The following is a 24,933-nucleotide window of genomic DNA, read 5'->3' as shown; positions in this document are numbered from 1 at the left end:
CTCAGCCCAGCAGGTCGAACCCCCCGGGCACCTCGATGCCGAACTCCTCCGCCACCAGGCGCCGGGCCTCCGCCTCGTCCGTCAGCGTGCGCTCGGTCACCGTGCCGTCGGCGCGGGTCTCGGTGAACCGCGCGCCGTCCAGGGCCAGATGGCGGTCGGCGGTGGTCCGCTGGAGGTAGGGGCGGCGGGTGAAGGGGGAGCGTGGGTGGGTGCCCACGAACCAGTTGAACACCTCGAAGTCGGCGGGGGCGAAGGGCTCCTGGGTGAACGCGTACTGACCGGACCAGCCGTCGCCGCGTCCCGCGTACGCCTGCAACTCCCACAGCTCCAGGGGCCCTTCGTGCGGCAGTCGCACCAGCCGGTGCCGGCGTCCGGCGCCCTCGAACACGGTGCCGGTCTCCAGCGGCACCGGCAGCAGCAGCGCGCCGGCCGCGCCGAAGCCGACGTCCGCCAGCCAGGGCCGTGGCTCGCCCGGCACCTCGACCCGGAGCATCGCGTGCGTCCGCGGCCGGCTCTCCGGCGTCTCCGCGCCCACCACCACCCGGCCGGCCAGCGGGGTCACCCGGAAGCCGAGCGCCTCCAGGGCCAGCCGGAGGAGGGTGTTGTGCTCGTAGCAGTAGCCGCCCCGCCGGCCGTGGACCATCTTGGCCATCAGGTCGGCGGGCGCCAGGGACGGGGCCGTGCCCCGCAGCGGGTCCAGGTTCTCGAACGGCAGCGACAGGGCGTGCGCCAGGTGCACCCCGCGCAGGGTGGCCAGGCCGGCCCGCCGCTCGCCCTTCCAGCCGATGCGGTCGAGATAGGCGTCGAGGTCGTACGGCTCGCCCTGGCCGCTCCGTCCGCCGTGTCCGCCGTGTTCGTCGTGCCCGTTCCGTGCGGTCTGCTCGATGTCGGCCATGTACCGAACCTATGCGAGCCCCGCCGGCCGTGCCGCGTCCGGCGGACCGAACCGCGCTACTTCCCTGGCCCTAGGACCTCCACCCGCACCGCGCACGACTTGAACTCCGGCATCCGGGAGGTCGGGTCCAGGGCCGGGTTGGTGAGCGTGTTGGCGCGGCCCTCGCCCGGCCAGTGGAACGGCATGAAGACGGTGTCCGGCCGGATGGCACTGGTGATCCGCGCCGGCGCCACGGCCCGGCCGCGCCGGGACACCACCGCCACCGGGTCGCCCTCCGCCGCGCCCAGCCGGGCCGCGAGCCGCGGATGCAACTCCACGAACGGTCCGGGCGCCGCCGCGTTCAGCTCCGCCACCCGCCGGGTCTGCGCCCCCGACTGGTACTGCGACACCACCCGCCCCGTGGTCAGCAGCAACGGGTACGCACCGTCCGGCTCCTCCGCCGTCCCCCGGTACACCACCGGCACGAACCGTGCCCGGCCGTCGGGAGTGGCGAACCTGTCGAGGAAGAGCCGGGGGGTACCGGGGTGGGCCGTGGGGCGGGTGACGAGGGCGGTGTCGTCGTTCGCCGCCGGGTCGTCGGGAAGCGTGTCCAGGATCTCGTCCTCACCGGCGTCCGCCCCGGCCCCCGTCCCCGCCGGCTCCTCCGGGCAGGGCCAGAAGACGCCGTTCTCCTCGGCCAGGCGGCGGTAGGTGATGCCGGAGTAGTCGGCGGGGCCGCCGGCGCTGGCGCGGCGGAGTTCCTCGAAGACCTCCTCGGGGTCGGTCGGGAAGCCCTTCTCCACGCCGAGGCGGGCGGCCAGCTCGTGGAGGACGTAGAGGTCGCTGTGGACGCCGGGCGGGGGAGCGACCGCCCGGCGGCGCAGCAGCACGCGGCCCTCCAGGCTGGTCGTCGTGCCCGTCTCCTCCGCCCACTGGGTGACCGGCAGCACGACGTCCGCCAGCTCCGCCGTCTCGGACAGGACGACGTCGGCCACGGCGAGGAAGTCCAGCGAGCGCAGGCGCTCCTCGACGTGGGCCGCGCGCGGGGCCGACACCACCGGGTTGGAGCCCATCAGCAGCAGCGCCCGGACGTCCGAGCCGAGGGCGTCGAGGAGTTCGTACGCGCTGCGTCCGGGACCGGGCAGGCTGTCCGGGTCCACGCCCCACACCCCGGCCACGTGGGCCCGCGCCGCCGGGTCGTCCAGCTTGCGGTACCCGGGCAACTGGTCGGCCTTCTGGCCGTGTTCGCGTCCGCCCTGCCCGTTGCCCTGCCCGGTCAGACAGCCGTATCCGGACAGGGGGCGGCCCGCCCGGCCGGTGGCCAGGCACAGGTTGATCCAGGCGCCCACCGTGTCCGTGCCCTGGGACTGCTGCTCCGGCCCGCGCGCGGTGAGCACCATCGCCGCCTCCGGCTCGCAGAACATCCGTACCGCCTCGCGCAGTTGCGGCACCGGGACCCCGGTGATCCGCTCCACGTACTCGGGCCAGTGCGCCATCGCCGCGGCCCGGGCCTCCTCCCAGCCGGTGGTCCGCTCCCGGATGTACTCCTCGTCCGTCCGCCCCTCGGCCACCACCAGGTGCAGCAGGCCCAGGGCGAGCGCGAGATCCGTGCCCGGGCGGGGCGCGAGGTGCAGGTCGGCCTGCTCGGCGGTCCTGGTGCGGCGCGGGTCGACGACGATCAGCGTGCCGCCGTTCTCCCGCAGCTCGGTGAAGAACCGCAGCGACGGCGGCATGGTCTCGGCCGGGTTGGACCCGACGAGGATCACGCACCCGGTCCTCGGCACGTCCTCCAGCGGGAACGGCAGCCCCCGGTCCAGACCGAACGCCTTGGTGCCGGCCGCGGCGGCCGACGACATGCAGAACCGGCCGTTGTAGTCGATCTGCGAGGTACCCAGCACCACCCGCGCGAACTTGCCGAGCGTGTACGCCTTCTCGTTGGTCAGCCCGCCCCCGCCGAACACCCCCAGCGCGTCCGCGCCGTACCGCTCCCGCGTCGCGGAGAGCCGCTCGGCGATCCGGTCCAGCGCCTCGGTCCAGCTCGCCTCCACCAGCCGGCCACCGTCCCGCACCAGCGGCGTGGTCAGCCGCACCGCCGGGGACAGCACCTGCGCCGCCGTACGCCCCTTGCCGCACAGCGCTCCCCGGTTGACGGGGAAGTCCGGACGCTCGGTGACCTCGACGCCCCCCTGGGGCAGGGGCGTGATGTTCATCCCGCACTGCAAGGCGCAGTACGGGCAGTGGGTGGGCGTCGAGGTGTTCTCCATACCGTCCAGCGTGCGTCCGGCGTGTTACGGCCCCGTGCCGCATCCGGTTACACCCCCGGCACGGCGACCTCCCCGCCGGACCGGCGACGGCGTGAGGTCCCGGGGCGGCCGCGGGAGGCCACGCCCGTGGAGGGGTCCGGAAGAGCGCCCCGGACAGCCTCGCAGCGCCGAGTCGCTCAGGACCAGGGCGCCGACCTGCGCCCCGTACAGATCGGGCGCCTCCTCGAAGTGGCAGGAACGCAACCGGACGGGGTGGCCGACCGTGCCGTACTTGAGGTCCAGCCGACCGGTGATCCGCGCGCCCGTCACCTTCAGGCCGGCGATCCGCCCCTCCCGCACCGGCCCGTCCAGCAGCAGCTCCCGCAGCACCTCCGCCCGCAGGGTGCGCTCCGGTCCCCACGAGCCGCCCTGCTCGGGATCCTCGTCGCGGTCCTGGCGGAAGTCGACCCCCTCGCCGAGCGGGAACGCATCCCGCACGCGGCGCTCGGCGGGCGTCAGCTCGGCGATCTCCATGCTCAGCCCCTCGTCCCCGCCAGTGCCCTGGCGACCCCCTGCTCCTTCGGCCCGAGGAACCGCGGGTCCGGCCGGAACACCGCGTCCAGTGCCGCCTTGCCCGCCGCGAACACCTCGCGCGTCCCGCCGTAGTACCAGGTCACATCGTGTTTCGCATCGACGCCGACGCCGTACGAGTCCACCCCCGCCGCCTCGCACAGCGCCACCGCCCGCCGGATGTGGAAGCCCTGGCTGATCAGCACCGCCCGGTCCACCCCGAAGATCTTCCTGGCCCGGACACAGGAGTCCCAGGTGTCGAACCCGGCGTAGTCGCTGACGATCCGCGCGTCCGGCACCCCGTGCCGCGTGAGGTACGCCCGCATGGCGTCGGGCTCGTCGTAGTCCTCCCGGCTGTTGTCCCCGGTGACCAGCACCACCTTGATCCGCCCCGCCCGGTACAGCTTCGCCGCCGCGTCCAGCCGGTGCGCGAGGTACGGCGACGGCTCGCCCTGCCACAGCCCGGCCCCGAACACCACCGCGACATCGGTGCGCGGCACGTCCGCCGTCGTCCGCAGGCGGTCCGCCGTGGACACGTACAGCCAGGTCACCGGCAGCAGCGCCAGCACGCACCCGGCCATCACCGCCTGCGCCAGCCGCCGCTGCCCGGTCCGCGTGCGCGGCCATCGCGGTCGACGGATCCTCATACCGCACCCCCCGTGATCGCTCCCGACCGAGGAGGACGCCGCCGGTGCCGTTCCGGTTCACCTCACACCGCGCGTCCGTACGAGGTGAACCCGCGGAAAATACCCGTGACGGCCGCGCAACGGGCGCGCAACGTCCTCCGGTCAGGATCGTTGCATGACGGCGTCGATCCCCCTCAGCAGCGGCAGCAGGCTCGTCCCCGCGCTCGGCCGCCGCCACCCGGCCCCGCCCGCCCTGGTGCTGGTCGCCCACGGCAGCCGCGACCCCCGGGCGCTCGGCACCGTACGCGCCCTCATGGCCCGGGTCCGCGAGCAGCGCCCCGGCCTGCCCGTCCACCTGGGCCACATCGAGCTGAACGAGCCGCTGCTCACCGACACCCTCGCGGTCCCGGGCACGTCCGACGCGGTCCTCGTGCCGCTCCTGCTGAGCCGCGGCTACCACGTCAAGCAGGACATCCCCGAGATGGCCGCCGCCGCACCCGCCCGCACCCGCCTGGCCGCACCGCTCGGGCCGCACCCGCTGCTCGTGGAGACCCTGCACGCCCGCCTACTGGAGGCCGGCTGGCCCACCGCCATGGACGGCACCGAGCGCCGCGCGACGGCGGTCGTCCTCGCCGCAGCCGGCTCCCGCGACCCCGACTCGGCCACGGACACCCGCCGCACCGCCCGCCTCCTCGCCGCCCGCCTGGGCGTCCCGGTCGTCCCCGCGTACGCCTCGGCGGCGACTCCGACCGTCCCGGCCGCGCTGCGCGCCCTGGCGGCCAGGGGCCGCCACAGAGTGGCGGTGGCGTCCTGTTTCACAGCTCCCGGCCGCTTCGCGACCCAGTGCGCGCAAGCAGCGCCGTGGATCGCTTCGGCACCCCTGGGCGCCCACGAGGCGATGGCCCGTCTGGTCCTGCACCGCTACGACCAGAGCCTGGCGGAAGGGTCCACGGCAGCCGCCTGAAGGGCGCGGGGCCGTGTCGACGAGCGGCTGCCGCGCGGGCGCGACAAGCCACGGTGCACCCGCACCTGCCGGCACAACGGAACCCGGCAGACGATTGGGCTTACTGTCGTCCCATGGAAGGCACCGCGGAAGGCACCGCACTTTTCACGGCTTACGACGCCACGTCGGTCGACCGCTGGGTCCACGAACCCGACAAACGCCCGGGCCGCACCGCCTTCCAGCGCGACCGCGCCCGCATCCTCCACTCCGCCGCGCTCAGGCGCCTGGCCGGCAAGACGCAGGTGGTGACCCCGGGCACCCGGAGCCAGGCCTGGGACGCCAGCCCCCGGACACGGCTCACCCACTCCCTCGAATGCGCCCAGGTCGGCCGGGAGCTGGGTGCCGCCCTCGGCTGTGACCCCGACCTGGTCGAGGCGGCCTGCCTCGCCCACGACCTGGGCCATCCCCCCTTCGGCCACAACGGCGAAACCGCGCTGAACGAGTTCGCCGACGACTGCGGCGGCTTCGAGGGCAACGCCCAGTCCCTCAGGCTCCTCACCCGGATCGAGCCCAAACGGTTCACCGAGGACCGCTCCGTCGGCCTGAACCTCACCCGCGCCACCCTCGACGCCGCCACCAAGTACCCCTGGCCGCGCGGCGGGCACCCCACCGACCCGGCCTCACGGAAGTTCGGCGTGTACGAGGACGACCGCCCGGTGTTCGACTGGGTCCGCGCCCACGCCCCCGGCACCCGCACCTGCTTCGAGGCGCAGGTCATGGACTGGTCCGACGACGTCGCCTACTCGGTGCACGACGTCGAGGACGGCCTGCACGCCGGTCACATCGACCCCAACTGCCTGCACGCCGAGCCGGAACGGCAGGCGGTGTTCCGCGTCGCCGTCGGCCGCTACGTCCCCGCGGACACCGACCCGGCCGAACTCGCCGCCGCCCTGGACCGCCTCCAGGAGGAGGAGTGGTGGCCGCACGGCTACGACGGCACCGCGGCCGCCCAGGCCCGGCTGAAGGACGCCACCAGCCAGCTCATCGGCCGGTTCTGCCTGGCCGCCGAGGGCGCCACGCGCGCCGCGTGGGGCACCGGCCGGCTCACCCGCTACGGCGCCGAGCTCGTCGTACCCCGCGAGGCGCGCATGGAGTGCGCGGTGCTCAAGGCCGTCGCGGACCGGTACGTGATGCAGCGCGCCGAGCAGGAACGGTTGCGCGCCGACCAGCGGGTGATCGTCGCGGAGCTGGCCGAGGCGCTGACCGCCCGCGCGCCCGACGGCCTGGACCCCCAGTTCCGTGCGCTGTTCGACGCGGCGGACGACGACCGGGCACGCAAGCGGGTGATCGTCGACCAGGTCGCCTCCCTGACCGACACCTCCGCGCTCTCCCTGCACGCGAGACTGACGGGGCATATGTGAGAGGAACATGACCCTCCGTGGCCTGATCGGGTCACACCCTCTTCCCGCATCACGCTGCGTGCGGGACGCTCGCATGTGGCGGCATCCTCAAGAGGAGGCATCAAGTGGTCGACGCGGATCAGACATTCGTCATCGTCGGAGGCGGTCTCGCCGGTGCGAAGGCGGCCGAGACGCTCCGCGCGGAGGGCTTCAGCGGCCGGGTGATACTGATCTGCGACGAACGCGACCACCCGTACGAGCGCCCGCCGCTGTCCAAGGGCTACCTGCTCGGCAAGGAGGAGCGCGACAGCGTCTTCGTGCACGAGCCCGCCTGGTACGCGCGCAACGACATCGAGCTGCACCTCGGCCAGACGGTGGACCGCATCGACCGCACGGCGAAGACGGTCCGCTTCGGTGACGACGGCACCCTCGTCCGCTACGACAAGCTGCTCCTGGTCACCGGCGCCGAGCCGCGCCGCCTGGACATCCCCGGCACCGACCTGGCGGGCGTCCACCACCTGCGCCGCCTCGCGCACGCCGAGCGCCTCAAGGGTGTCCTGCACCACCTCGGCCAGGAGAACGGGCACCTGGTGATCGCGGGCGCCGGCTGGATCGGCCTGGAGGTCGCGGCGGCGGCCCGCGAGTACGGCGCCGAGGTCACGGTGATCGAACCGGCGCCGACCCCGCTGCACGGTGTGCTCGGCCCCGAGCTGGGCAACGTCTTCGCCGAGCTGCACCGCGAGCACGGCGTCCGCTTCCACTTCGGGGTGCGGCTCACCGAGATCGTCGGCCAGGACGGCATGGTCCTGGCCGCCCGCACGGACGACGGCGAGGAGTACCCGGCGCACGACGTCCTCGCGGCGATCGGCGCGGCCCCGCGGACCGCCCTCGCGGAGGCGGCGGGCCTGGAGATCGCCGACCGGGCGCACGGCGGCGGCATCGTCGTCGACGAACGGCTGCGCACCTCCGACCCCGACATCCACGCGGCCGGCGACGTGGCGTCCTTCCCGATCGGCCTGTTCGACGCCCGGCTGCGGGTGGAGCACTGGGCGAACGCCCTGAACGGCGGCCCGGCCGCGGCGCGCGCGATGCTCGGCCGGGAGGTCGTCTACGACCGCGTGCCGTACTTCTTCACCGACCAGTACGACCTGGGCATGGAGTACAGCGGCTGGGCGCCGCCGGGGTCGTACGACGAGGTGGTGATCCGCGGGGACGCCGGGAAGCGGGAGTTCATCGCGTTCTGGGTGCGGGAGGGGCGCGTGCTGGCCGGGATGAACGTGAACGTGTGGGATGTCACAGAGCAGATCCAGAACCTCATCCGTTCCCGGGCCCGGGTGAACATCGAGGCACTCTCGGACCCGCACGTACCCCTCGCCGGCCTCGCCTCGTGACCTCCGCGAGCACCGGGACTGTCACCGCACCCCCGTAGAATTCACGCGTGGCAGGACGGATCAACGACGAGGACGTGAAGGCGGTACGGGACGCGGTCCCGATCGACGCCGTGGTCTCCGAGTACCTCCAGCTGCGCAACGCGGGCGGCGGCAACCTCAAGGGGCTGTGCCCGTTCCACGACGAGAAGTCGCCGTCCTTCCAGGTCAGCCCGAGCAAGGGGCTCTTCCACTGCTTCGGCTGCCAGGAGGGCGGCGACACCATCACCTTCGTGATGAAGGTGGACCACCTCTCCTTCTCGGAGGCGGTCGAGCGGCTGGCCGCACAGGCCGGCATCACGCTGCGGTACGAGGAGGGCGGGTACAACCCGGCCCACCAGCGCGGCGAACGCATCCGCCTGGTCGAGGCCCACAAGATCGCCGCGCAGTGGTACGCCGAGCAGCTCGCCACCAGCCCCGAGGCCGAGACCGGCCGGATCTTCCTCGCCGAGCGCGGCTTCGACCAGGCCGCCGCCGTCCACTTCGGCGTCGGCTACAGCCCCCAGGGCTGGGACCACCTCACCCGCTACCTGCGCGGCAAGGGCTTCACCGACAAGGAGCTGATCCTCTCCGGCCTGTCCCAGGAGGGCAGGCGCGGGCCCATCGACCGCTTCCGGGGCCGCCTGATGTGGCCCATCCGGGACATCGGCGGCGAGGTCGTCGGCTTCGGCGCCCGCAAGCTGTACGAGGCGGACAACGGCCCGAAGTACCTCAACACGCCCGACACGGGGATCTACAAGAAGAGCCAGGTGCTGTACGGCATCGACCTGGCGAAGAAGGAGATCGCCAAGACCAGCCGCGCGGTGGTGGTCGAGGGCTACACGGACGTCATGGCATGCCACCTCGCCGGAGTGACCACCGCGATCGCGACCTGCGGTACGGCGTTCGGCGGCGACCACATCAAGATCCTCCGCCGGCTCCTCATGGACAACGGCTCGGCCCGCGTGATCTTCACCTTCGACGGTGACGCGGCCGGGCAGAAGGCCGCCCTGCGCGCTTTCGAGGACGACCAGAAGTTCGCCGCCGAGACCTACATCGCGATCGCGCCCGACGGCATGGACCCCTGCGACCTGCGGCTCGCCAAGGGCGACGAGGCGGTCGCCGACCTGGTCGAACCCCGCACCCCGCTCTTCGAGTTCGCGCTCCGCCAGATCGTCGGCCGCTACGACCTCGACACCCCGGCCGGCCGGGCCGCCGCCCTGGACGAGGCCGCCCCGATCGTCGCCAAGATCAAGAACAGCGGCGCCCAGCACGAGGTGGCCGTCGAACTGGCCGGCATGCTCGGCATCCTCGACACCCAGTTCGTGGTCCGCCGGGTCGCCCAGCTGGCCCGCTGGAACCGCGAAGGCAAGGGTGCGCAGCAGCAGGGCCGCTCCCGGCCGGCCGAGCAGCAGTGGACGGAGGCGCCGCGCCCCCCCGCCGGCTCCGGCCCCGCGCTGACCCTGCGCAACCCTGTCTTCGCCGCCGAACGCGAACTGCTCAAACTCGCCCTCCAGCGCCCCGAACTGGTCTCCCCGGCCTTCGACGCCTACGGCGTGGACGAGTTCACGGCCCCGCCCTACGCCGCCGTGCGCCGGGCCGTCGCGGAGGCGGGCGGCGCCGAGTACGGCGTCCAGGACCCGCAGGAGTACCTGGTCCGCGTCCGCGAGGCCGCGCCCGACGACACGGTCCGCGCGATGGTCACCGAGCTGGCCGTCGAGCCGATCCTGCGCCGCACGGTGGACGAGACGTACGCCGGCACGGTCCTCGTCCAGATCCGCCGCCGCGCCGTCGAGCGCCGCATCCGAGACATCCAGTCCCAGATGACCCGCCTGTCCACCACCGGCGACCCGGCGCAACTGGCCGCCGTACAGAACGAGCTGTGGGTCCTCCAGCAGTACGACCAGGCACTGCGCGAGCGGGGCGCGGAGGCGCTGTAGCGGGGGCTGGTTCTCCTCGCGGGGCTGCTCGGGCGGGGTGATGCCGAGGTGGTCGGTGATGGCTCCGACCTGCGAGGTGAGCGACCCGAGCTGCTCCATCATCGCCACCTGACCGGAGACCAGGGCACCGAGCAGCTCGCCGTGCTCATGCAGGGTCTTGGTGTGCGCTTCCAGCACCTTGCCGTGGGACCGATGGCCCGCAGTTGCCAATCGCATAGTCCAACGAGACGAGTAACCGACCGGTGACGGAACGGACGCAAAAAGTCACGGCACGACCCTCGTGGCGGGGTTGTGTCGTACTCCACACTGGGGGCGGTGCCCGAGCCTCGGAGCGCACGCTGCCGCACACCTTCAGCAGCGATCATCCTGGAGGTCGCCCCCGTGCAGACCCAGACCCTCACCCAGACCGTCAGCAGCACCAGCGCCACCAGCGCCACCAGCGCCACCCCCACCACCGCGGACGAGCCGGACGCGGAGACGGACGTTCTCGCGGCCGTGCCCCCGCAGAGCCGTGCCGCCCTGCATCCCGAGGCGGAGCCGCCCGCCGACGCGCTCGTGGACGAACCCGAGGAACCCGTCGAGGTGCCGGTCGCCGCCCGGGCCGAGTCCGGCGGCCCCTCCGCCGACCTGTTCCGCCAGTACCTGCGCGAGATCGGCCGTATCCCCCTGCTCACCGCCGCCGAGGAGGTGGAACTCGCCCGCCGGGTGGAGGCCGGCCTGTTCGCGGAGGAGAAGCTGGGCAGCACCCCCGACCTGGACAGCGAGCTGGCGCTCGACCTGGACCGGCTCGTCGTCATGGGCCGGGTCGCCAAGCGCCGGCTGATCGAGGCCAACCTGCGGCTCGTCGTCTCCGTCGCCAAGAGGTACGTCGGCCGCGGGCTGACCATGCTCGACCTCGTCCAGGAGGGCAACCTCGGGCTGATCCGGGCCGTGGAGAAGTTCGACTACGCGCGCGGCTACAAGTTCTCCACCTACGCCACCTGGTGGATCCGGCAGGCCATGAGCCGGGCGCTGGCCGACCAGGCCCGCACCATCCGCGTCCCCGTCCACGTCGTGGAGCTGATCAACCGGGTCGTCCGCGTCCAGCGCCGGATGCTCCAGGAGCGCGGCTACGAGCCGACCGTCGAGGAGGTCGGCGCCCACCTGGACCTGCCGCCCGAGCGGGTCGGCGAGGTGCTGCGCCTCGCCCAGGAACCGGTGTCGCTGCACGCCCCGGTCGGCGAGGAGGACGACGTCGCCCTCGGCGACCTCATCGAGGACGGCGACGCCGCGAGCCCCGTCGAATCCGCCGCCTTCCTGCTGCTGCGCGAGCACCTCGACGCGGTGCTGTCCACGCTGGGCGAGCGCGAGCGGAAGGTCGTCCAGCTCCGGTACGGCCTGGTCGACGGCCGCCCGCGCACCCTGGAGGAGATCGGCCGCATCTTCGGCGTGACCCGCGAGCGGATACGGCAGATCGAGTCCAAGACCCTCAACAAGCTCCGCGACCACGCGTACGCGGACCAGCTGAGGGGCTACCTGGACTGAGGGGCCGCCACCACGCGGCGGCGGCCCCCGGCAGCACCTAGTCCACCTCGGCCACGGCCTGCGCGAACTGCGCCTTGTACAGCCGGGCGTAGGCGCCGTCCGCCGCCAACAGCTCGGCGTGCGCGCCCTGTTCCACGATGGAGCCGTTCTCCATCACGAGGATCGTGTCGGCGTCCCGGATGGTCGACAGCCGGTGCGCGATCACGAACGACGTACGCCCCGCCGCCAGTTTGGCCATCGCCTTCTGGATCAGCACCTCGGTGCGGGTGTCGACGGAGCTGGTCGCCTCGTCCAGCACCAGGATCACCGGGTCGGACAGGAACGCCCGCGCGATGGTGATGAGCTGCTTCTCACCGGCGCTGACGCCCGTGCCCTCGTCGTCGATCACGGTGTCGTACCCGTCGGGCAGCGTACGGATGAAGCGGTCCGCGTGCGCCGCCCGCGCCGCCTCCTCGATCTCACCCCGCGTGACCTCGCGCGAGGCGCCGTACGCGATGTTCTCCGCGATGGTGCCGCCGAACAGCCAGGTGTCCTGGAGCACCATGCCGATCCCCGAGCGGAGTTCGTCCCGGGTCATCCTCCGGATGTCGACCCCGTCGAGGGTGATCCGGCCGCCCGACACGTCGTAGAACCGCATCAGCAGGTTGACCAGCGTGGTCTTGCCCGCTCCGGTCGGGCCGACGATCGCCACCGTGTGCCCCGGCTCCACCGTGAGCGACAGGTCCTCGATCAGCGGCTTCTCCGGGTCGTACCGGAACGACACGTGCTCCAGCCGGACCCGCCCGCGCAGCTCCTCGGGCCGCTCGCCCGGCACCGGATCCGCCTCCTGCTCCTCCGCGTCCAGGAGTTCGAAGATCCGCTCGGCCGAGGCGACACCGGACTGCACCAGGTTCGCCATCGAAGCGACCTGCGTCAGCGGCATCGAGAACTGCCGCGAGTACTGGATGAAGGCCTGCACGTCACCGATGGACAGGGCACCGGACGCGACCCGCAGACCGCCGACGACCGCCACCAGGACATAGTTCAGGTTCGACACGAACATCATCAGCGGCTGCATGACACCGCTGTTGAACTGCGCCCTGAACCCGGCCTCGTACAGCGCCTCGTTCTGCTCGGCGAACTGCTGCGCCGACTCCTCCTGCCGCCCGAACACCTTCACCAGGGTGTGCCCGGTGTACATCTCCTCGATGTGCGCGTTCAGCTTTCCGGTGGAGCGCCACTGCTGCACGAAGTGCGGCTGCGACCGCTTGCCGACCCGGGTGGCCACCACGAACGACAGGGGCACGGTCACCAGCGCGACCAGCGCCAGCAGCCAGGACACCCAGAACATCATCGCCAGCACGCCGATGATGGTCAGCACCGAGTTGATCAGCTGGCCCATCGACTGCTGGAGCGTCTGCCCGATGTTGTCGATGTCGTTCGTCGCCCGGGACAGCACCTCACCGCGCTGGCGCTTGTCGAAGTACGACAGCGGCAGCCGGGACAGCTTCGTCTGCACGTCCTCCCGCAGCCGGTACATCGTGCGGTTCACGGCCCGGTTCACCAGCCGGGTCGCGATCGCCATCAGCAGACCGGCGACCAGGAAGGTGCCGAGCGCGAGCAGCAGGACGCTGCCGACGGCATCGAAGTCGATGCCCTTGCCGGGCGTGAAGTCGGTGCCCCCCAGCATGTCCGCGACCCGGCCCTGGCCGCGCTCGCGCATGGAGTCGAGCACCTGCTGCTTCGTGGCGCCGTCCGGCATCTGCCGGCCGATGATGCCGGCGAACACCAGGTCGGTGGCCCGGCCGAGGATCTTCGGGCCGACCACGTTGAGGCCCACGCTGACGACCACGCAGAGCAGCAGGCCGTAGATCGTGAGCCGTTCCGGTCGGAACTGGGCGACGAGCCGTTTGCCCGACCCCTTGAAGTCCATCGAGCGCTGGTCGGGGCCGCCCCCGGCCATCATGCGTCCCATGGGCCCGGCCATCAGGCGGCCTCCGCTTCCGTCAGCTGGGAGAGCACGATCTCCCGGTAGGTCTCGTTGGATGCCATCAGCTCGGCGTGCCGGCCGGTGCCGACCACCCGGCCCTCGTCCAGCACGATGATCCGGTCCGCGTCCCGGATGGTCGCCACCCGCTGGGCGACGATGACGACGGTCGCCTCGGCGGTCTCCCGGGCGAGCGCGGCACGCAGGGCCGCGTCGGTGGCGTAGTCGAGCGCGGAGAAGGAGTCGTCGAAGAGGTAGATCTCCGGGCGCTGCACCAGGGTGCGGGCGATGGCGAGCCGCTGCCGCTGACCACCGGAGACATTGGTGCCGCCCTGTGCGATCGGCGCGTCCAGGCCGCCCTCCAGCCTGCTCACGAAGTCCTTGGCCTGCGCCACCTCCAGCGCGTGCCACAGCTCCTCGTCGGTGGCGTCCGGGTTGCCGTAACGCAGGTTGGTGGCGACGGTGCCGGCGAACAGGTACGGCTTCTGCGGCACCAGGCCCACCGTGCCGGCGAGCAGCTCCGGGTCGACCTCGCGCACGTCCACGCCGTCGACCAGGACCTCGCCCTCGGTGGCGTCGAACAGCCGGGGGACGAGTCCGAGCAGGGTCGACTTGCCGCTGCCGGTGGAGCCGATCACGGCCGTGGTCTCGCCCGGCCGGGCCACCAGGTCGATGGACTTCAGCACCGGCTCCTCGGCACCCGGGTAGCGGAAGCCCGCGCCCCGGATCTCCAGGTGGCCGTGCGCGCGCAGCTCGGTGACGGGGGCCACCGGCGGTACGACGCTGGAATCGGTGTCCAGGACCTCCTGGATGCGCTCGGCACACACCTCCGCGCGCGGCACCATCATGAACATGAAGGTGGCCATCATCACGGACATGACGATCTGCATCAGGTAGGCCAGGAACGCGGTGAGGTCGCCGATGGCCATCTGTCCGCTGTCGATCCGGTGGGCGCCGAACCACACCACCGCGATGGACGACAGGTTCACCACCGTCATGACGATCGGGAACATCAGGGCGAGCATGCGGCCGGTGGCCAGCTGCATCTCGGTCAGCTCGGCGTTGGCCCTCCCGAACCGGCCCTGCTCGTACTCGTCCCGGACGAAGGCGCGGATCACCCGGTTGCCGGTGATCTGCTCGCGCAGCACCCGGTTGACCGTGTCCAGCCGCACCTGCATCGACCGGAACAGCGGCCGCAGCCGGCGCACGATCAGCGTCACGGAGATGCCGAGCACCGGCACGACCGCGATCAGCACCGCCGACAGCGGAACGTCCAGACCGAGCGCCAGCACGATCCCGCCGACGCACATGATGGGCGCCGACGCCATCAGGGTGAACGTCATCAGGGCCAGCATCTGGACCTGCTGTACGTCGTTCGTCGTACGGGTGATGAGGGAGGGCGCCCCGAAGTGGCCCACCTCCCGCGCGGAGAAGGACTGGACCCGGTCGAAGACGGCCCCGCGCACGTCCCGGCCGAGCGCGGAGGCGGTCCGGGCGCCGTAGTACACGGCACCGATGTTGCACACGACCTGTGCCAGCGAGATGCCGATCATCAGGGCGCCGAAGGTCAGGATGTAACCCGTGTCACCCTTCACGACACCGTTGTCGATGATGTCGGCGTTCAGAGTGGGCAGATAGAGGGTGGCGCAGGTCTGCAGGAACTGCAGCGCCACCAGAAGAACGATGGGTTTCTTGTAGGGCCTGAGATAGGTCCGCAGAAGTCGTATGAGCACGCTACGTCTCTCGGAGTCGACGACAGGGGCTGGTCGGTTGCCCTTGGCCCCTATCGTCGGGCACTCCACCGGCGTTACCTCAACTGATTAACCTCACCGGGTTCAGACCCGGAACGCCCCCGGATGGGTCTGCTCGCGCACCGCGGTGAACTGCTGCCGCACCGCCTGTCCCACAGCCAGCTCCTCACCGGGCTCCAGCACCTGCGCCGCCGCGCCCTGCCAGGCCGGCGGGGTCCGCGGATCGAGTGTGCCCTGCGACACACCGAGCGCCCAGGCCGCCTGCCGGGCCGCACCGATCGCCGTGTAGTCCGCGGGCTGCGGTACGACGACCTGCGCGCCGAACAGCGAGGGCGCCGAGGCCTGCACGGCGTGCAGTTCGGCGGCCGGGCCCAGCAGGAAGATCCGGCGCACCTCCACGCCCCGCCCGCGCAGCACGTCCAGCGCGTCGGCGAGCCCGCACAGCATGCCCTCGAACGCGGCCCGCGCCAGGTGCTCGGGCTTCATCGACTCCCGCCGCAGGCCCGCGAGGGTCCCGGCGGTGTGCGGCAGGTTCGGCGTCCGCTCACCCTCCAGGTAGGGGAGCAGGACGAGTCCGTGGGCGCCCGGCGTGGACTTCATCGCCAGATCGGACAGGCTCTCCAGGTCCGGCAGCCCGAGCAGTTCGGCGGTGCCGCGCAGGGCGCGTACGGCGTTCAGGGTGGTGACGACCGGCAGGTGCATGCCGGTGGCGTCGGCGAGGGAGGTGATCATCCCGGCCTGGTCGGCGAGCGCCTCCGGGTGCACGGCCATCACGGACCCGGACGCCCCGAGGGACACCACCGCGTCCCCGAGCCCGATCCCGAGCCCGAACGCGGCGGCCATGGTCTCCCCGGTGCCGGCGGAGATCAGCAGGCCCTCCGGGGTCGTACCGGCCGCGTCGGACGGGCCGATCACCTCCGGCAGTATCGCCTGGTGGCCGAGCGCCAGCTCGACCAGGTCGGGCCGGTAGGCGCCGGTGGCCGCCGACCAGTACCCGGTGCCGGAGGCCCCGCCGCGGTCGGTGGTCCTGCGCACCGGGCGGCCGAGCAGCTGCCAGACCAGCCAGTCGTGGGCCTGGAGCAGGACGGCCGTGCGCAGCGCGTTCTCCGGCTCGTTCTTCGCCAGCCAGCGCAGCTTGGTGACCGGCTGCGCCGCCTGCGGGACGCAGCCGACCGCCTGCGCCCAGGCCTCCTTGCCACCGAGGGCGTCGACGAGATCGGCCGCCGCGACCTGGGCGCGCTTGTCGCCGCCGACCAGGGCGGGGCGCACGGTGTTGCCCTGGGCGTCCAGCGGGACCAGCGCGTTCTGCTGCGCCGACACCCCGATGGCCTGCACGCCCTCCAGCAGGCCCCCGCCGGCGGCCTCCCCGAGGGAGAGCAGCCAGGCCTGGGGGTCGACATCGCTCGGGCGCCCCTCCACCGGGTGCGGGGCATACCCCTGCCGTATGACGGCACCGGTGTCTGCGTCACAGACCACGATGCGCGTGAACTCCGGTGAGCTGTCCAAGCCGGCGACTATCCCCATGCTTAGGAATTTTGCCGTATCGGCGGGGGTGACCGTGTGCGCCGGGCGCGGGTGCGTGACCCTTACGTGTTGCTCGTGCCCCAGTCGTCCTCGCCCGTGCCGTTGACATTGCGTTCCCGCAGGGAGCGGACCCGCTGGGCGACGGACTCCGGCACGCGGTCGCCGACCTTGTCGCTGACCGTGTGGAAGGCCTTGCCCGCGTAGGTGCGGCCCTGCTGGGCGGCGGTCTCGGCGGTGTTGCGGACCGCGGGGTTCTGCGCGATCTGCCGGGCCGACTTCTTCAGCTGCTCGTAGCGCTCGCGTCCGGCCCTCGTGCCGAGTACGTAACCGAGGGCCAGTCCGGCGAGGAACGTGAGCCGGTATCGCATGGCTGCCACCCTTCCCGTGTGTAGGTCTCTGGTGCGGCGCTGGCGCCGAGGGATACCGATTGGCGGAGCACCCCCCTGCTTGCGCTAATGTATGTGTCGCAGCGAGCGCGCGCCCCCTGGCGAATACCCAGGTAGGTACGTTCGATGCAACGAGGCGATCCTCCGTAGCTCAATTGGCAGAGCAGCCGGCTGTTAACCGGCAGGTTACTGGTTCGAGTCCAGTCGGGGGAGCTTCGGTCCTCCGTAGCTCAATTGGCAGAGCAGCCGGCTGTTAACCGGCAGGTTACTGGTTCGAGTCCAGTCGGGGGAGCGCTGAACGAGGACCCCTCAGGGGTCCTTTTTCATGTCCGCGGGAACCGCCGCGCCCGCGGTGCTGTCCTCAAGGTCATCAGCAGTGCAGAAGCCGACCATCCGAGGCAGGAGATCGTATGAGCGGCTATGCTGCGGCAGACGGCGCGCACACTTGTACGCGACACGCCGCTATGGGGCGGTAGCTCAGCCGGTTAGAGCAGCGGACTCATAATCCGTCGGCCGTGGGTTCGAGTCCCACCCGCCCCACCATGCAGGCCTTCAGCCTGCGGAAACGTTTCAGCTGCGAGCAAGCGCCGGCCCCCTCTGGCTGGAGGGGGCCTTCTTGCCTCTGAAGATCGTCAGCTGGCCCGCTGCCGGCCCGAAAGGCTGACGATCAGGGCGGGAGCGGCCTCTGCCGGCGGATCGCCGACCGAGGCCTCATGGAGTCGGTTCAGACAGTGGCTCGCACGATGAGCGTGCCGATGTGGCCCGCCTTCGGAGCGTCGACGACCCGGGCCTCCGCGCTGGTGAAACCAGCGCGGAACAGGTGGCGTTCCCACACCGCAGGCTTGTGGCTGTACCGGTAGGTGAACATCGCCTTCCCGGCAAAGCCGCCCTTGTACATGCCCTGCGGCCCGTAGGCGCCCGGGATCGCCGGCGGCTGGGAGAACACGAACACGCCGCCCGGGCCCAGGCGCTGGTGCACGAGAGGGAAGAGGCGGGACGGGTCGGTGAACCAGGCGGCGCCGAAGATGGAGTACACGGCGTCGTACCGGGCTTGGTCGGCGGCGAGCCAGTCGAGGACCTCCGCCTGCTCGATCCGGACGCCGAGCGGCGCCCACCGCTCGCCGGCCAGCTGCACCATACGGGGTGACAGGTCCACGCCGGTGGCCTTCACCCCCTGCTGCGAGAGGTAGGCCAGGGCGCGGCCGGTGCCGCAGCCGATCTCCAGCACGGATTCCGGTGAGCCGAGGAGTTCCGGCCCCGGCCCGTGGCCGGCGTACTGCGTCCAGCAGAACGAGGGCTCCGCCTCCGCGTCGAACGCGCTCTTGGCGTAGGCGTCCCAGAGTTCGGTCTCGGCGGGGATGTCGTGCGGTACAGGCACTGCTGATCCTCTGGTCGTAGGTACGAGGGAGCCCCCGCCCTCCGGGTGCGTGAGGGCAGGGGCGACTGTAGTGGGCTCAGTGGCTGTCGGGGACCTTGTCGTCGCAGGGTGAGCAGTCCGCGCCTTCGATGGCCCACAACTCGGCAGCGTGGCCGAAGATTGGCGATCTGCTGGTCTCGCACTCTCCATTTGCTGGGCTGTCTCTCGACAGCGGGTTCCTAGGGTCGTTCTCGTCCCCGGGAGGTCCGGTTCCACAGGCCTCCGAACCCGCGTTCCCCAGTGTTTGGAGACACCCGATGCGTGCTCTGCCCCGTCGTGCCGTGCTGGCCGCTCCCGCTGCCGTGCTGATGTGCGCGCTGGTCGCCTGCGGCGGCTCCGACTCCGGTTCCGACGGCTCCGGTGCCGCGGACAGCAGGCAGTCGGCCCAGAGCGCCGGCGGCGCGGAGGCGGCCGGGGAGGCCGGCGGTGACACCGACGAGAAGGACGAGAAGAAGGAGCCGCCGCTGACCGGTGACATCAAGAAGAAGGCCGAGGCGGCCGCGCTGGCCGCGTACCCGGGCACGGTCGTCAAGTCCGAGGAGGACACGGAGAAGCCCGGCATGTACGCGGTGGAGGTGAAGCAGGCGGACGGCACCTCGATCGAGGTGTACATCGACAAGTCCTTCAAGGTCACCGACACCAAGAAGGAGGGCACCGAGGAGACCGGGGACGCCGGCTGACGCCCACGGCCCGAGCCGCTCGAACGAAAGAGCCCGATGCCGGCCGGCCTCGAACGCGCCTCCGGCTACCCGCCGACCGGTCAGCGGCTGCGGCCGGATGCCCCCCACCACCGGGCCCGGCGTCGGTACGCGCGCCGGTGTCGCGCCCGCGCCGACGAGCCCGGTGCCGGGCGCCGGTGAGGACCGGGGACGTGACGAGAACCACGGGCCGGGCAGGCGGGAACGCGAGGACGGCGGCGACGGCCAGGTCCCCGGTCGGCTTCGCCCGCCGTGCCGCCACCGCCCTCCGGCCGGCAACATCCCCGCACCATCCGGCCGTACGGCACCTGCTCGACCACCGTCGTCCCGTACGTCTCCCTGGTCCCAGGCGGCTTCCTGTGAACTCTCCAACTCCCCTGGCACAGCTGTGCGAGCCTGACGCCATGCGGCTGCTGCTCATCGAAGACGACGACCGAATCGCCGGCCCCCTCACCGAGGGCCTGGGGCGCTACGGGTTCACCGTGGACCACGTCCGCACCGGAGCGGCCGGCTTGGCCGACGCCGAAGCCGCGCCCGACCTGGTGCTGCTGGATCTCGGCCTGCCCGACATGGACGGTCTGGACGTCTGCCGCAGCCTGCGCGTCCGTTCCGCCGTCCCGATCATCATGATCACCGCACGGGGCGAGGAAGCCGACCGCATCGTCGGCCTCGAACTCGGCGCCGACGACTACCTCGCCAAGCCCTTCGGCGTGCGCGAGCTCATCGCCCGCATCCGCGCCGTCACCCGACGCGCCCGCCTACGCACCGGCCGGGCCCGCGCAAGCGCCCGGGGAACCCGAGCTGCGCCGGACGGGCTCCGGCGCACAGGCGCTGGGGCCGCTGGCCGTCAACCGCCGCACCCGCGAAGTCCACCTCGACGGACGGCACATCGCCCTGACCCCCCGGGAGTTCGACCTCCTCGCCTATCTTGCCGAGGATCCCGGGACGGTGTACTCGCGCCAGCAGATCATGGACACGGTGTGGGATCCGCACTTCTTCGGCCCCACCAAGACCCTGGACGCCCATGTCGCCGCGCTGCGCCGCAAACTCGGCGACCCGGGCTGGATCACCACCGCCCGCGGGGTCGGCTTCCGCCTCACCGTCCCCGGTCACCGAGCGGCCTGCGAGGGGGACGATTGACCAGGCGCTTGCTGCTGAGTTACGTCGCCTTGGCCTTGCTCGTGCTGGCCGGACTGGAGATTCCGCTCGGCTACATCTACGCCCGCGGCGAGACCGCCCGCGCCTCCCAGAACATAGAGCGCGACGCCGCCATGCTCGCCGAGATCACCGAGGAGGACATCGAGAAGGGCCAGCTCGACGAACTGCCCGAGGTGGTCCGCGACTACGCCGAGCGCACCGGCGGCCGGGTCGTCGTCACCGACAAGCAGGGCATCGTCCTGGCCGACTCCGACTCCGACTCCGACTCCGACTCCGACTCGGCCGGCCGCGCCGGTGTCAGCCTTGCCGCACAGCCGGACATCGCCCGCGCCCTGCGCAATCAGCCCACCGTCACCACCACGACCGACAGCGACGGCGCGGACGTCCTCGTGGCCACCATGCCCGGTTCCTCGGGCACCACGGTCCGCGGCGCCCTGCGCCTGACCTACCCGCTGGACGGGGTCTCCGTTCGCGTCTACCGCATCTGGGGTGCCCTGGCGCTCGCCGGCGCCTGCGTCCTGGCGGCCGTCGCGCTGGTCGCCTTCAGCATGGCCCGCTGGATCACCCGGCCTCTGCGCACCCTGGAAGCGGCGACCACGCAGCTGGCGGACGGTCACCTCGCCGATCCGCCCGACGTCACGACCGGGCCGCCCGAACTGCGCCGTCTGGCCGCCTCGTTCACCCGCACCGCCACCCGGCTGCAACAACTCCTCCAGGACCAGCAGGCGTTCGCCTCGGAAGCCTCCCACCAGCTGAAGACCCCGCTGACCGCGCTGCGGCTGCGCCTGGAGAACTTCGAGCCCTACCTCGACCCGCGCGCCCACGGCAGCCTGGAGGAAGCCGTCGGCGAGGTGGAACGCCTGGGCCGCATGGTGCAGGGTCTGCTCGCCCTGGCCCGTCTGGAGAACACCGCCACCACGCCCGAACCCGCCGACCTGGATGCCGCCCTCGCCGACCGGGTCGCCATGTGGGAGCCGCTGGCCGCCGAACAGCACGTCGCCATCGACATCACCGGCCCGCCCGCCGGCCGGGTCTGGGCGATCCCCGGGGCGCTGGAGCAGATCGTCGACAACCTCCTCGCCAACGCCCTGCGTGTCTCCCCGCCCGGCAGCAGCATCACCCTCCACCGCATTCCGGGCGGCGAACTGCACATCGTCGACCAGGGGCCCGGGATGAGCGAGGCCGACCGCGCCCGCGCCTTCGACCGCTTCTGGCGTGCCTCCGACTCCCACCACGACGGCACCGGCCTCGGTCTGCCCATCGTCCGTCACCTCGTCGATGCCTCCGGCGGCGCCATCACCCTGCACCCGGCGCCGGGCACCGGCCTGGACGTCACCGTACGGCTGCGCCCGGTGACCCGCCGGCGGTCGCACGGCGGCCGGGGACCCCGCTCCACGTCGGCATCGGCAGGAGCGCGATGAGCGAACCGCGCGAAAGGTGAGACCGGAGTCGGGTCGCGTGCGGGCCTGGTGCCCGCTCACTGCGGGTGCGGGTGTGCCGGGCGCGGCGGTGACCGGCAGGCCGGCGGGATCCTGCGCCGCAGCGGCAGGTGACGAGCCCCGCGGCGGTCGTGTCGTCCTCCTCGGCCGGCGTGCGGCCGAGGAGGGTACGGGCGAGGGCGGAGGTGTCGTCAGGAGGCGTCGTCCACCGGGCAGTCGAAGCGTCCGCCGGGACCCCACCGGGTGACGGATCGCGCGCCGTCGGCGAGCATGCCGCAGGTCAGATCCGTGACCCGGGTGCCCTCGGCGGTGATCTCGCGGATGTGGATCTCCTTGTTCGGGGGGTAGTTGTGGCCGCCGTCGAGTGTGATGACCCCGGATTCCCCGACGTACTCGCGGACGCCGGGATCCTGCAGGTAGGTGACGAGCGCGCTGGGCGAGAAGGAGCGGTCCGTGGTGAAGATGGCGTCCATGGCCACGGCGAGGATGTTGACGGCGTCGTAACCGGCCCCGGCGTCGTTCTCGGCGGACAGCCCGAACGCCGCACGGAAGGACTTGGTGAACGGCCCGTCGGGGTCCGGCAGGCTCGACTGGTGGTAGAAGAGCGCCAGCGCGCCGTACTGCTGCGCCATCGTCTTCGGATGCAGGACCAGGTCCGGGGCGGGGCTCTGCGCCAGCACCGCGACGCGGCCCCGGCGGGCGCGGCACTCCCGGTCGTGCTGCATGTAGGGGAACAGGTCCTCCATGACGCTGGAGCGGCCCGCGTAGAGGACGAAGCCGTTGGTGCGGTGGACCAGCTTGCAGACGGTGTCGGCGACGGCGCGCGTGCGGCGGCCGTCCTCCATCTCGCCGTACGGCACGAGGTGCACGGGACCGGTCGACCGGTAGTCGGCGTCGAAGCGGTGGGCGAGGTCGGCGCTGAAGTACTCGTCGCGGGGGTCGAAGACGACGACGGCGGCCGGACCCGAGTGGCCGGGGGACGGCTCCGCGAAGGCCCGCAGCCGGGGCGAGTGGCGGGCGAAGGCGGCCATGACCGCGGCGGTGCGCGCGTCGGGCGGGGAGAGCTGGAAGTACGACACGGGCGCGTCGCCCTCGACCATGCGCTGGCCGGAGACACCGGTCCCGAGGACGGCGATGCCCCGGGTGCCCAGTTCGATCGCGGCCTGCTGGGACTCCGGACGGCTCTGGGCGAGGCCGATGACGGCCGCGATGTGGTCCTCGTCCGCCCGCTCGTTGATCATCTGGGCGACGTCCACATCGCTTCGGTTGGTCTTGTTGAGGCCGCCGTGTGAGCCGTAGAGGAAGTACTCGCCCGCGTTGGCGACGAGCAGCCGGACGGGCACCTGGGACTTCATGTGACGGTCGTTGACCTGTCGCTGGGCGAGCAGTGCGCCGCGCAGCATCTGGAAGCCGGTGGGCACGGTGCGCTTCGACTCCGAGCCGACGCTCAGGGGTGCGAAGAAGACGACGGTGCGGTACGGCCGGTCCAGGTCCACCCGCGCGTTCTGGCGGCCGAGGGTCCGCACCAGGTCCCTGAAGTCCGGCGCGTACAGACCATGGGCGAGATCGCAGCCGTCGATGCCGTCGGTGAGGCCGACGATCTCCCCGGACGGCACCTGCCGGCAGGATGCGGTGAGGGCGGAGGGTTCGGGGAAGAAGACCGCCATCAGCTCCCGGTACAGGGCGAACCCGCCGGCGCACAGCACCGCCGCGGCGGTGACGGCGGCCACCGGACGCACCCAGTCGAGGCGGCGAGCGGGACGGGAGCGTACGGCGCGGTGCCGGGCCAGCCGTTCCGCCGCGGTGCCGTCGTCCGGGGTCCGCGGCAGGGGCAGCACGTGCACGGCGTCGGCGGCCCGGCCGGCGACCGCCGCCGCGAACAGTGCGGCCGCCGCCCGGCCGGCCCGGTGGGCGTCGGGGTCGCCGCCCTGGGCCGGCACGCTCCGGCGCGGCGGAGCGGCGGCGTAGGAGGGGAGCTGGTCGGTGGCGGCACCCAGCACCAGCAGCGGACTGGACCCGGTGTCGCGCACGACGGCGGCGTACGTGTCGAGGAACTTGCGGCAGGCCGATCCCTCGCCGCCCACGGTGGGCAGGAGCAGTACGAAGGCCCATCCGCGTCGTGGGCGCAGGCGGCTCCACACCCGGGGCCTGGCTGCCCTGGCCAGGTCACGGATCAGCGCGGTCAGGAGGACCTGGCGGACCACCGCCTCGTCGCGGGCGGCCAGGGAGGCCGCCTCCGGGTGCGGGGTCCGCGCCGCGTCCTGGGCCAGGGTGTGCTGGTGGGCCGCACGGAGCTCCGCCGCCGCGTCGAGGAAGCTCCGGCCGGTCTGGCCCAGCATGCGGCCCATCCACGGATGCCGTCGGTCGAGGCGCATGCCGTACGCCAGGCTCCGCAGCCAGCCGGGCAGGACGGCCAGCAACTGCAGGACCGTGCCCCACTTTCCGTCCACGGCCTGGTTGAGCTGCCCGCTGCGGTCGGTCGGTTCGAACCGGCCGGCCGCCCTCTCCCGGAGCAGGTGCCGCAGGGCCCGCCGCTCCTCGTCCGCGTCCCCGGGCGGAATGTCGGCGCGCAGCACCGCCAGGCACGTGTTGAACTCGGGCAGCCGCAGGGCCCCGGCCCTCTCCGGCATGGAGGCGCTCAGCTGTCGCGCCACATCGGCCAGCAGCAGCACGTGCGGTCCGGCGGCGACGTCCTCTCGCGCGCCGCCCCGCGGCGGCCGCACGTCGTCGACCACCGCGTGCGGCGCGAGGCTGACCAGATGCCGTGTCGTCCCGTTCCCCGCGGAGGACACCAGGCGCTGCCCGTACTCCAGCACCAGTGCGGTGAGCCCCGGATCCGGCTCGGCGGCGCCCGCGGCCGTGTCGCCGTCCGGCTCGCGGGCCAGCAACAGGGCCGGCATGCGGGATGCGCGGGACCGTTTCAGACGCGGCAGGCCTGCCCGCCGGTCGGCGACGTACCGGTCGATCACCCGGACGATCTCGTCGAAACCGGCGGGCAGGACGAGCCGTTGCCCGTCCCCAGGTGGTGAATCCAGCACGCGCTGCCTCCAAGTGTCCTGTTCCGGCTG

17 protein-coding genes, 3 tRNA genes and 1 pseudogene are annotated in these 24,933 nt (G+C 72.4%); 11 read left to right on the top strand and 10 right to left on the bottom strand.

The features are described 5' to 3' along the window. Position 1 precedes the first annotated feature (1 nt). Genes S1361_RS13605 through S1361_RS13590 form a run of 4 tightly spaced genes read right to left on the bottom strand, consistent with a single transcriptional unit; the run spans position 2 to position 4,334 of the window. On the bottom strand, positions 2-895 hold the full coding sequence (locus S1361_RS13605; RefSeq protein WP_208032118.1) for an arylamine N-acetyltransferase family protein: 894 nt from the start codon (positions 893-895) through the stop codon (positions 2-4). Between the two features lie 56 nt (positions 896-951). Continuing rightward, a complete protein-coding gene (locus S1361_RS13600) occupies positions 952-3,138 on the bottom strand; it encodes a molybdopterin oxidoreductase family protein (RefSeq protein WP_208032117.1) in 2,187 nt (728 codons plus the stop codon). A 24-nt stretch (positions 3,139-3,162) separates the two neighbouring features. Next, complete coding sequence (locus S1361_RS13595) at positions 3,163-3,651, bottom strand: hypothetical protein (protein ID WP_208032116.1); 489 nt, start codon at positions 3,649-3,651, stop codon at positions 3,163-3,165. A 2-nt stretch (positions 3,652-3,653) separates the two neighbouring features. Further along, positions 3,654-4,334: a SanA/YdcF family protein gene (locus tag S1361_RS13590; RefSeq protein ID WP_208032115.1), complete on the bottom strand. Its 681-nt coding sequence runs from the start codon at positions 4,332-4,334 to the stop codon at positions 3,654-3,656. Positions 4,335-4,488: 154 nt separating this feature from the next. On the opposite strand from S1361_RS13590, the gene S1361_RS13585 reads away from it, so the two are divergent. The 5 genes from S1361_RS13585 (at position 4,489) to S1361_RS13565 (ending at position 11,526) form a co-directional block, all read left to right on the top strand. After that, positions 4,489-5,277: a sirohydrochlorin chelatase gene (locus tag S1361_RS13585; protein WP_208032114.1), complete on the top strand. Its 789-nt coding sequence runs from the start codon at positions 4,489-4,491 to the stop codon at positions 5,275-5,277. A gap of 113 nt (positions 5,278-5,390) precedes the next feature. Then, positions 5,391-6,677, top strand: coding sequence for a deoxyguanosinetriphosphate triphosphohydrolase (locus tag S1361_RS13580; protein WP_208032113.1), 1,287 nt, complete (start codon positions 5,391-5,393; stop codon positions 6,675-6,677). 104 nt (positions 6,678-6,781) lie between these two features. Beyond that, the gene (locus S1361_RS13575; RefSeq protein WP_208032112.1) at positions 6,782-8,047 is read left to right on the top strand and encodes an NAD(P)/FAD-dependent oxidoreductase; all 1,266 of its coding nucleotides are present in this window, start codon (positions 6,782-6,784) and stop codon (positions 8,045-8,047) included. A gap of 47 nt (positions 8,048-8,094) precedes the next feature. Next, a complete protein-coding gene (gene dnaG / locus S1361_RS13570) occupies positions 8,095-10,002 on the top strand; it encodes a DNA primase (RefSeq protein WP_208032111.1) in 1,908 nt (635 codons plus the stop codon). Between the two features lie 306 nt (positions 10,003-10,308). Continuing rightward, on the top strand, positions 10,309-11,526 hold the full coding sequence (locus S1361_RS13565; protein ID WP_243769517.1) for an RNA polymerase sigma factor: 1,218 nt from the start codon (positions 10,309-10,311) through the stop codon (positions 11,524-11,526). 37 nt (positions 11,527-11,563) lie between these two features. Here S1361_RS13565 and S1361_RS13560 read toward each other — a convergent pair whose 3' ends face one another. From S1361_RS13560 to S1361_RS13545, 4 genes are all read right to left on the bottom strand, one after another. Further along, a complete protein-coding gene (locus tag S1361_RS13560; protein WP_208032109.1) occupies positions 11,564-13,492 on the bottom strand; it encodes an ABC transporter ATP-binding protein in 1,929 nt (642 codons plus the stop codon). Beyond that, entirely contained in the window at positions 13,492-15,225 is a 1,734-nt protein-coding gene (locus S1361_RS13555) for an ABC transporter ATP-binding protein (protein WP_208032108.1), read from the bottom strand. Before S1361_RS13555 ends, S1361_RS13560 begins: the two co-directional genes overlap by 1 nt. 102 nt (positions 15,226-15,327) lie before the next feature. Beyond that, positions 15,328-16,767, bottom strand: coding sequence for an FGGY family carbohydrate kinase (locus S1361_RS13550; protein WP_208032107.1), 1,440 nt, complete (start codon positions 16,765-16,767; stop codon positions 15,328-15,330). Positions 16,768-16,829: 62 nt separating this feature from the next. Further along, positions 16,830-17,135, bottom strand: coding sequence for a YtxH domain-containing protein (locus S1361_RS13545; protein WP_208032106.1), 306 nt, complete (start codon positions 17,133-17,135; stop codon positions 16,830-16,832). 158 nt (positions 17,136-17,293) lie between these two features. Between S1361_RS13545 and S1361_RS13540 the strand changes: the two genes are divergently transcribed. The 3 genes from S1361_RS13540 to S1361_RS13530 all read left to right on the top strand — a co-directional run bounded on the left by S1361_RS13540 (position 17,294) and on the right by S1361_RS13530 (position 17,696). Further along, a tRNA-Asn gene (locus tag S1361_RS13540) sits at positions 17,294-17,366 on the top strand. 6 nt (positions 17,367-17,372) lie between these two features. After that, positions 17,373-17,445 (top strand) — tRNA-Asn (locus S1361_RS13535). Between the two features lie 174 nt (positions 17,446-17,619). Then, positions 17,620-17,696 (top strand) — tRNA-Ile (locus tag S1361_RS13530). 181 nt (positions 17,697-17,877) lie between these two features. On the opposite strand, the gene S1361_RS13525 is transcribed toward S1361_RS13530, so the two are convergent. Beyond that, the gene (locus tag S1361_RS13525) at positions 17,878-18,531 is read right to left on the bottom strand and encodes a class I SAM-dependent methyltransferase (RefSeq protein WP_208032105.1); all 654 of its coding nucleotides are present in this window, start codon (positions 18,529-18,531) and stop codon (positions 17,878-17,880) included. A gap of 296 nt (positions 18,532-18,827) precedes the next feature. Between S1361_RS13525 and S1361_RS13520 the strand changes: the two genes are divergently transcribed. From S1361_RS13520 to S1361_RS13510, 3 genes and pseudogenes are all read left to right on the top strand, one after another. After that, on the top strand, positions 18,828-19,250 hold the full coding sequence (locus S1361_RS13520; RefSeq protein WP_208032104.1) for a PepSY domain-containing protein: 423 nt from the start codon (positions 18,828-18,830) through the stop codon (positions 19,248-19,250). Between the two features lie 422 nt (positions 19,251-19,672). Then, a pseudogene (locus S1361_RS13515) lies at positions 19,673-20,408 on the top strand (response regulator transcription factor). Beyond that, positions 20,405-21,847: a sensor histidine kinase gene (locus tag S1361_RS13510; RefSeq protein ID WP_208032103.1), complete on the top strand. Its 1,443-nt coding sequence runs from the start codon at positions 20,405-20,407 to the stop codon at positions 21,845-21,847. Before S1361_RS13515 ends, S1361_RS13510 begins: the two are co-directional and overlap by 4 nt. 209 nt (positions 21,848-22,056) lie before the next feature. Here the strand turns inward: S1361_RS13510 and S1361_RS13505 are convergent, their stop codons facing one another. Then, positions 22,057-24,903: an ABC transporter substrate-binding protein gene (locus S1361_RS13505; protein ID WP_208032102.1), complete on the bottom strand. Its 2,847-nt coding sequence runs from the start codon at positions 24,901-24,903 to the stop codon at positions 22,057-22,059. Between the last annotated feature and the right edge of the window lie 30 nt (positions 24,904-24,933).

The organism is Streptomyces cyanogenus (assembly GCF_017526105.1).
GTDB classification, from domain to species: Bacteria; Actinomycetota; Actinomycetes; order Streptomycetales; family Streptomycetaceae; genus Streptomyces; species Streptomyces cyanogenus.
Note: the sequence above shows the minus strand (reverse complement) of the source record. Positions and strands in the feature narration are given on the sequence as shown.

Excerpts from the sequence above, each read along its gene's own strand:
- S1361_RS13580 (WP_208032113.1), top strand. The coding sequence starts at position 5,391 with ATGGAAGGCACCGCGGAAGGCACCGCACTTTTCACGGCTTACGACGCC.
- S1361_RS13545 (WP_208032106.1), bottom strand. The coding sequence starts at position 17,135 with ATGCGATACCGGCTCACGTTCCTCGCCGGACTGGCCCTCGGTTACGTA.
- S1361_RS13550 (WP_208032107.1), bottom strand. The coding sequence starts at position 16,767 with ATGGGGATAGTCGCCGGCTTGGACAGCTCACCGGAGTTCACGCGCATC.
- S1361_RS13585 (WP_208032114.1), top strand. The coding sequence starts at position 4,489 with ATGACGGCGTCGATCCCCCTCAGCAGCGGCAGCAGGCTCGTCCCCGCG.
- S1361_RS13590 (WP_208032115.1), bottom strand. The coding sequence starts at position 4,334 with ATGAGGATCCGTCGACCGCGATGGCCGCGCACGCGGACCGGGCAGCGG.
- S1361_RS13605 (WP_208032118.1), bottom strand. The coding sequence starts at position 895 with ATGGCCGACATCGAGCAGACCGCACGGAACGGGCACGACGAACACGGC.
- S1361_RS13520 (WP_208032104.1), top strand. The coding sequence starts at position 18,828 with ATGCGTGCTCTGCCCCGTCGTGCCGTGCTGGCCGCTCCCGCTGCCGTG.
- S1361_RS13595 (WP_208032116.1), bottom strand. The coding sequence starts at position 3,651 with ATGGAGATCGCCGAGCTGACGCCCGCCGAGCGCCGCGTGCGGGATGCG.
- S1361_RS13560 (WP_208032109.1), bottom strand. The coding sequence starts at position 13,492 with ATGGCCGGGCCCATGGGACGCATGATGGCCGGGGGCGGCCCCGACCAG.
- S1361_RS13600 (WP_208032117.1), bottom strand. The coding sequence starts at position 3,138 with ATGGAGAACACCTCGACGCCCACCCACTGCCCGTACTGCGCCTTGCAG.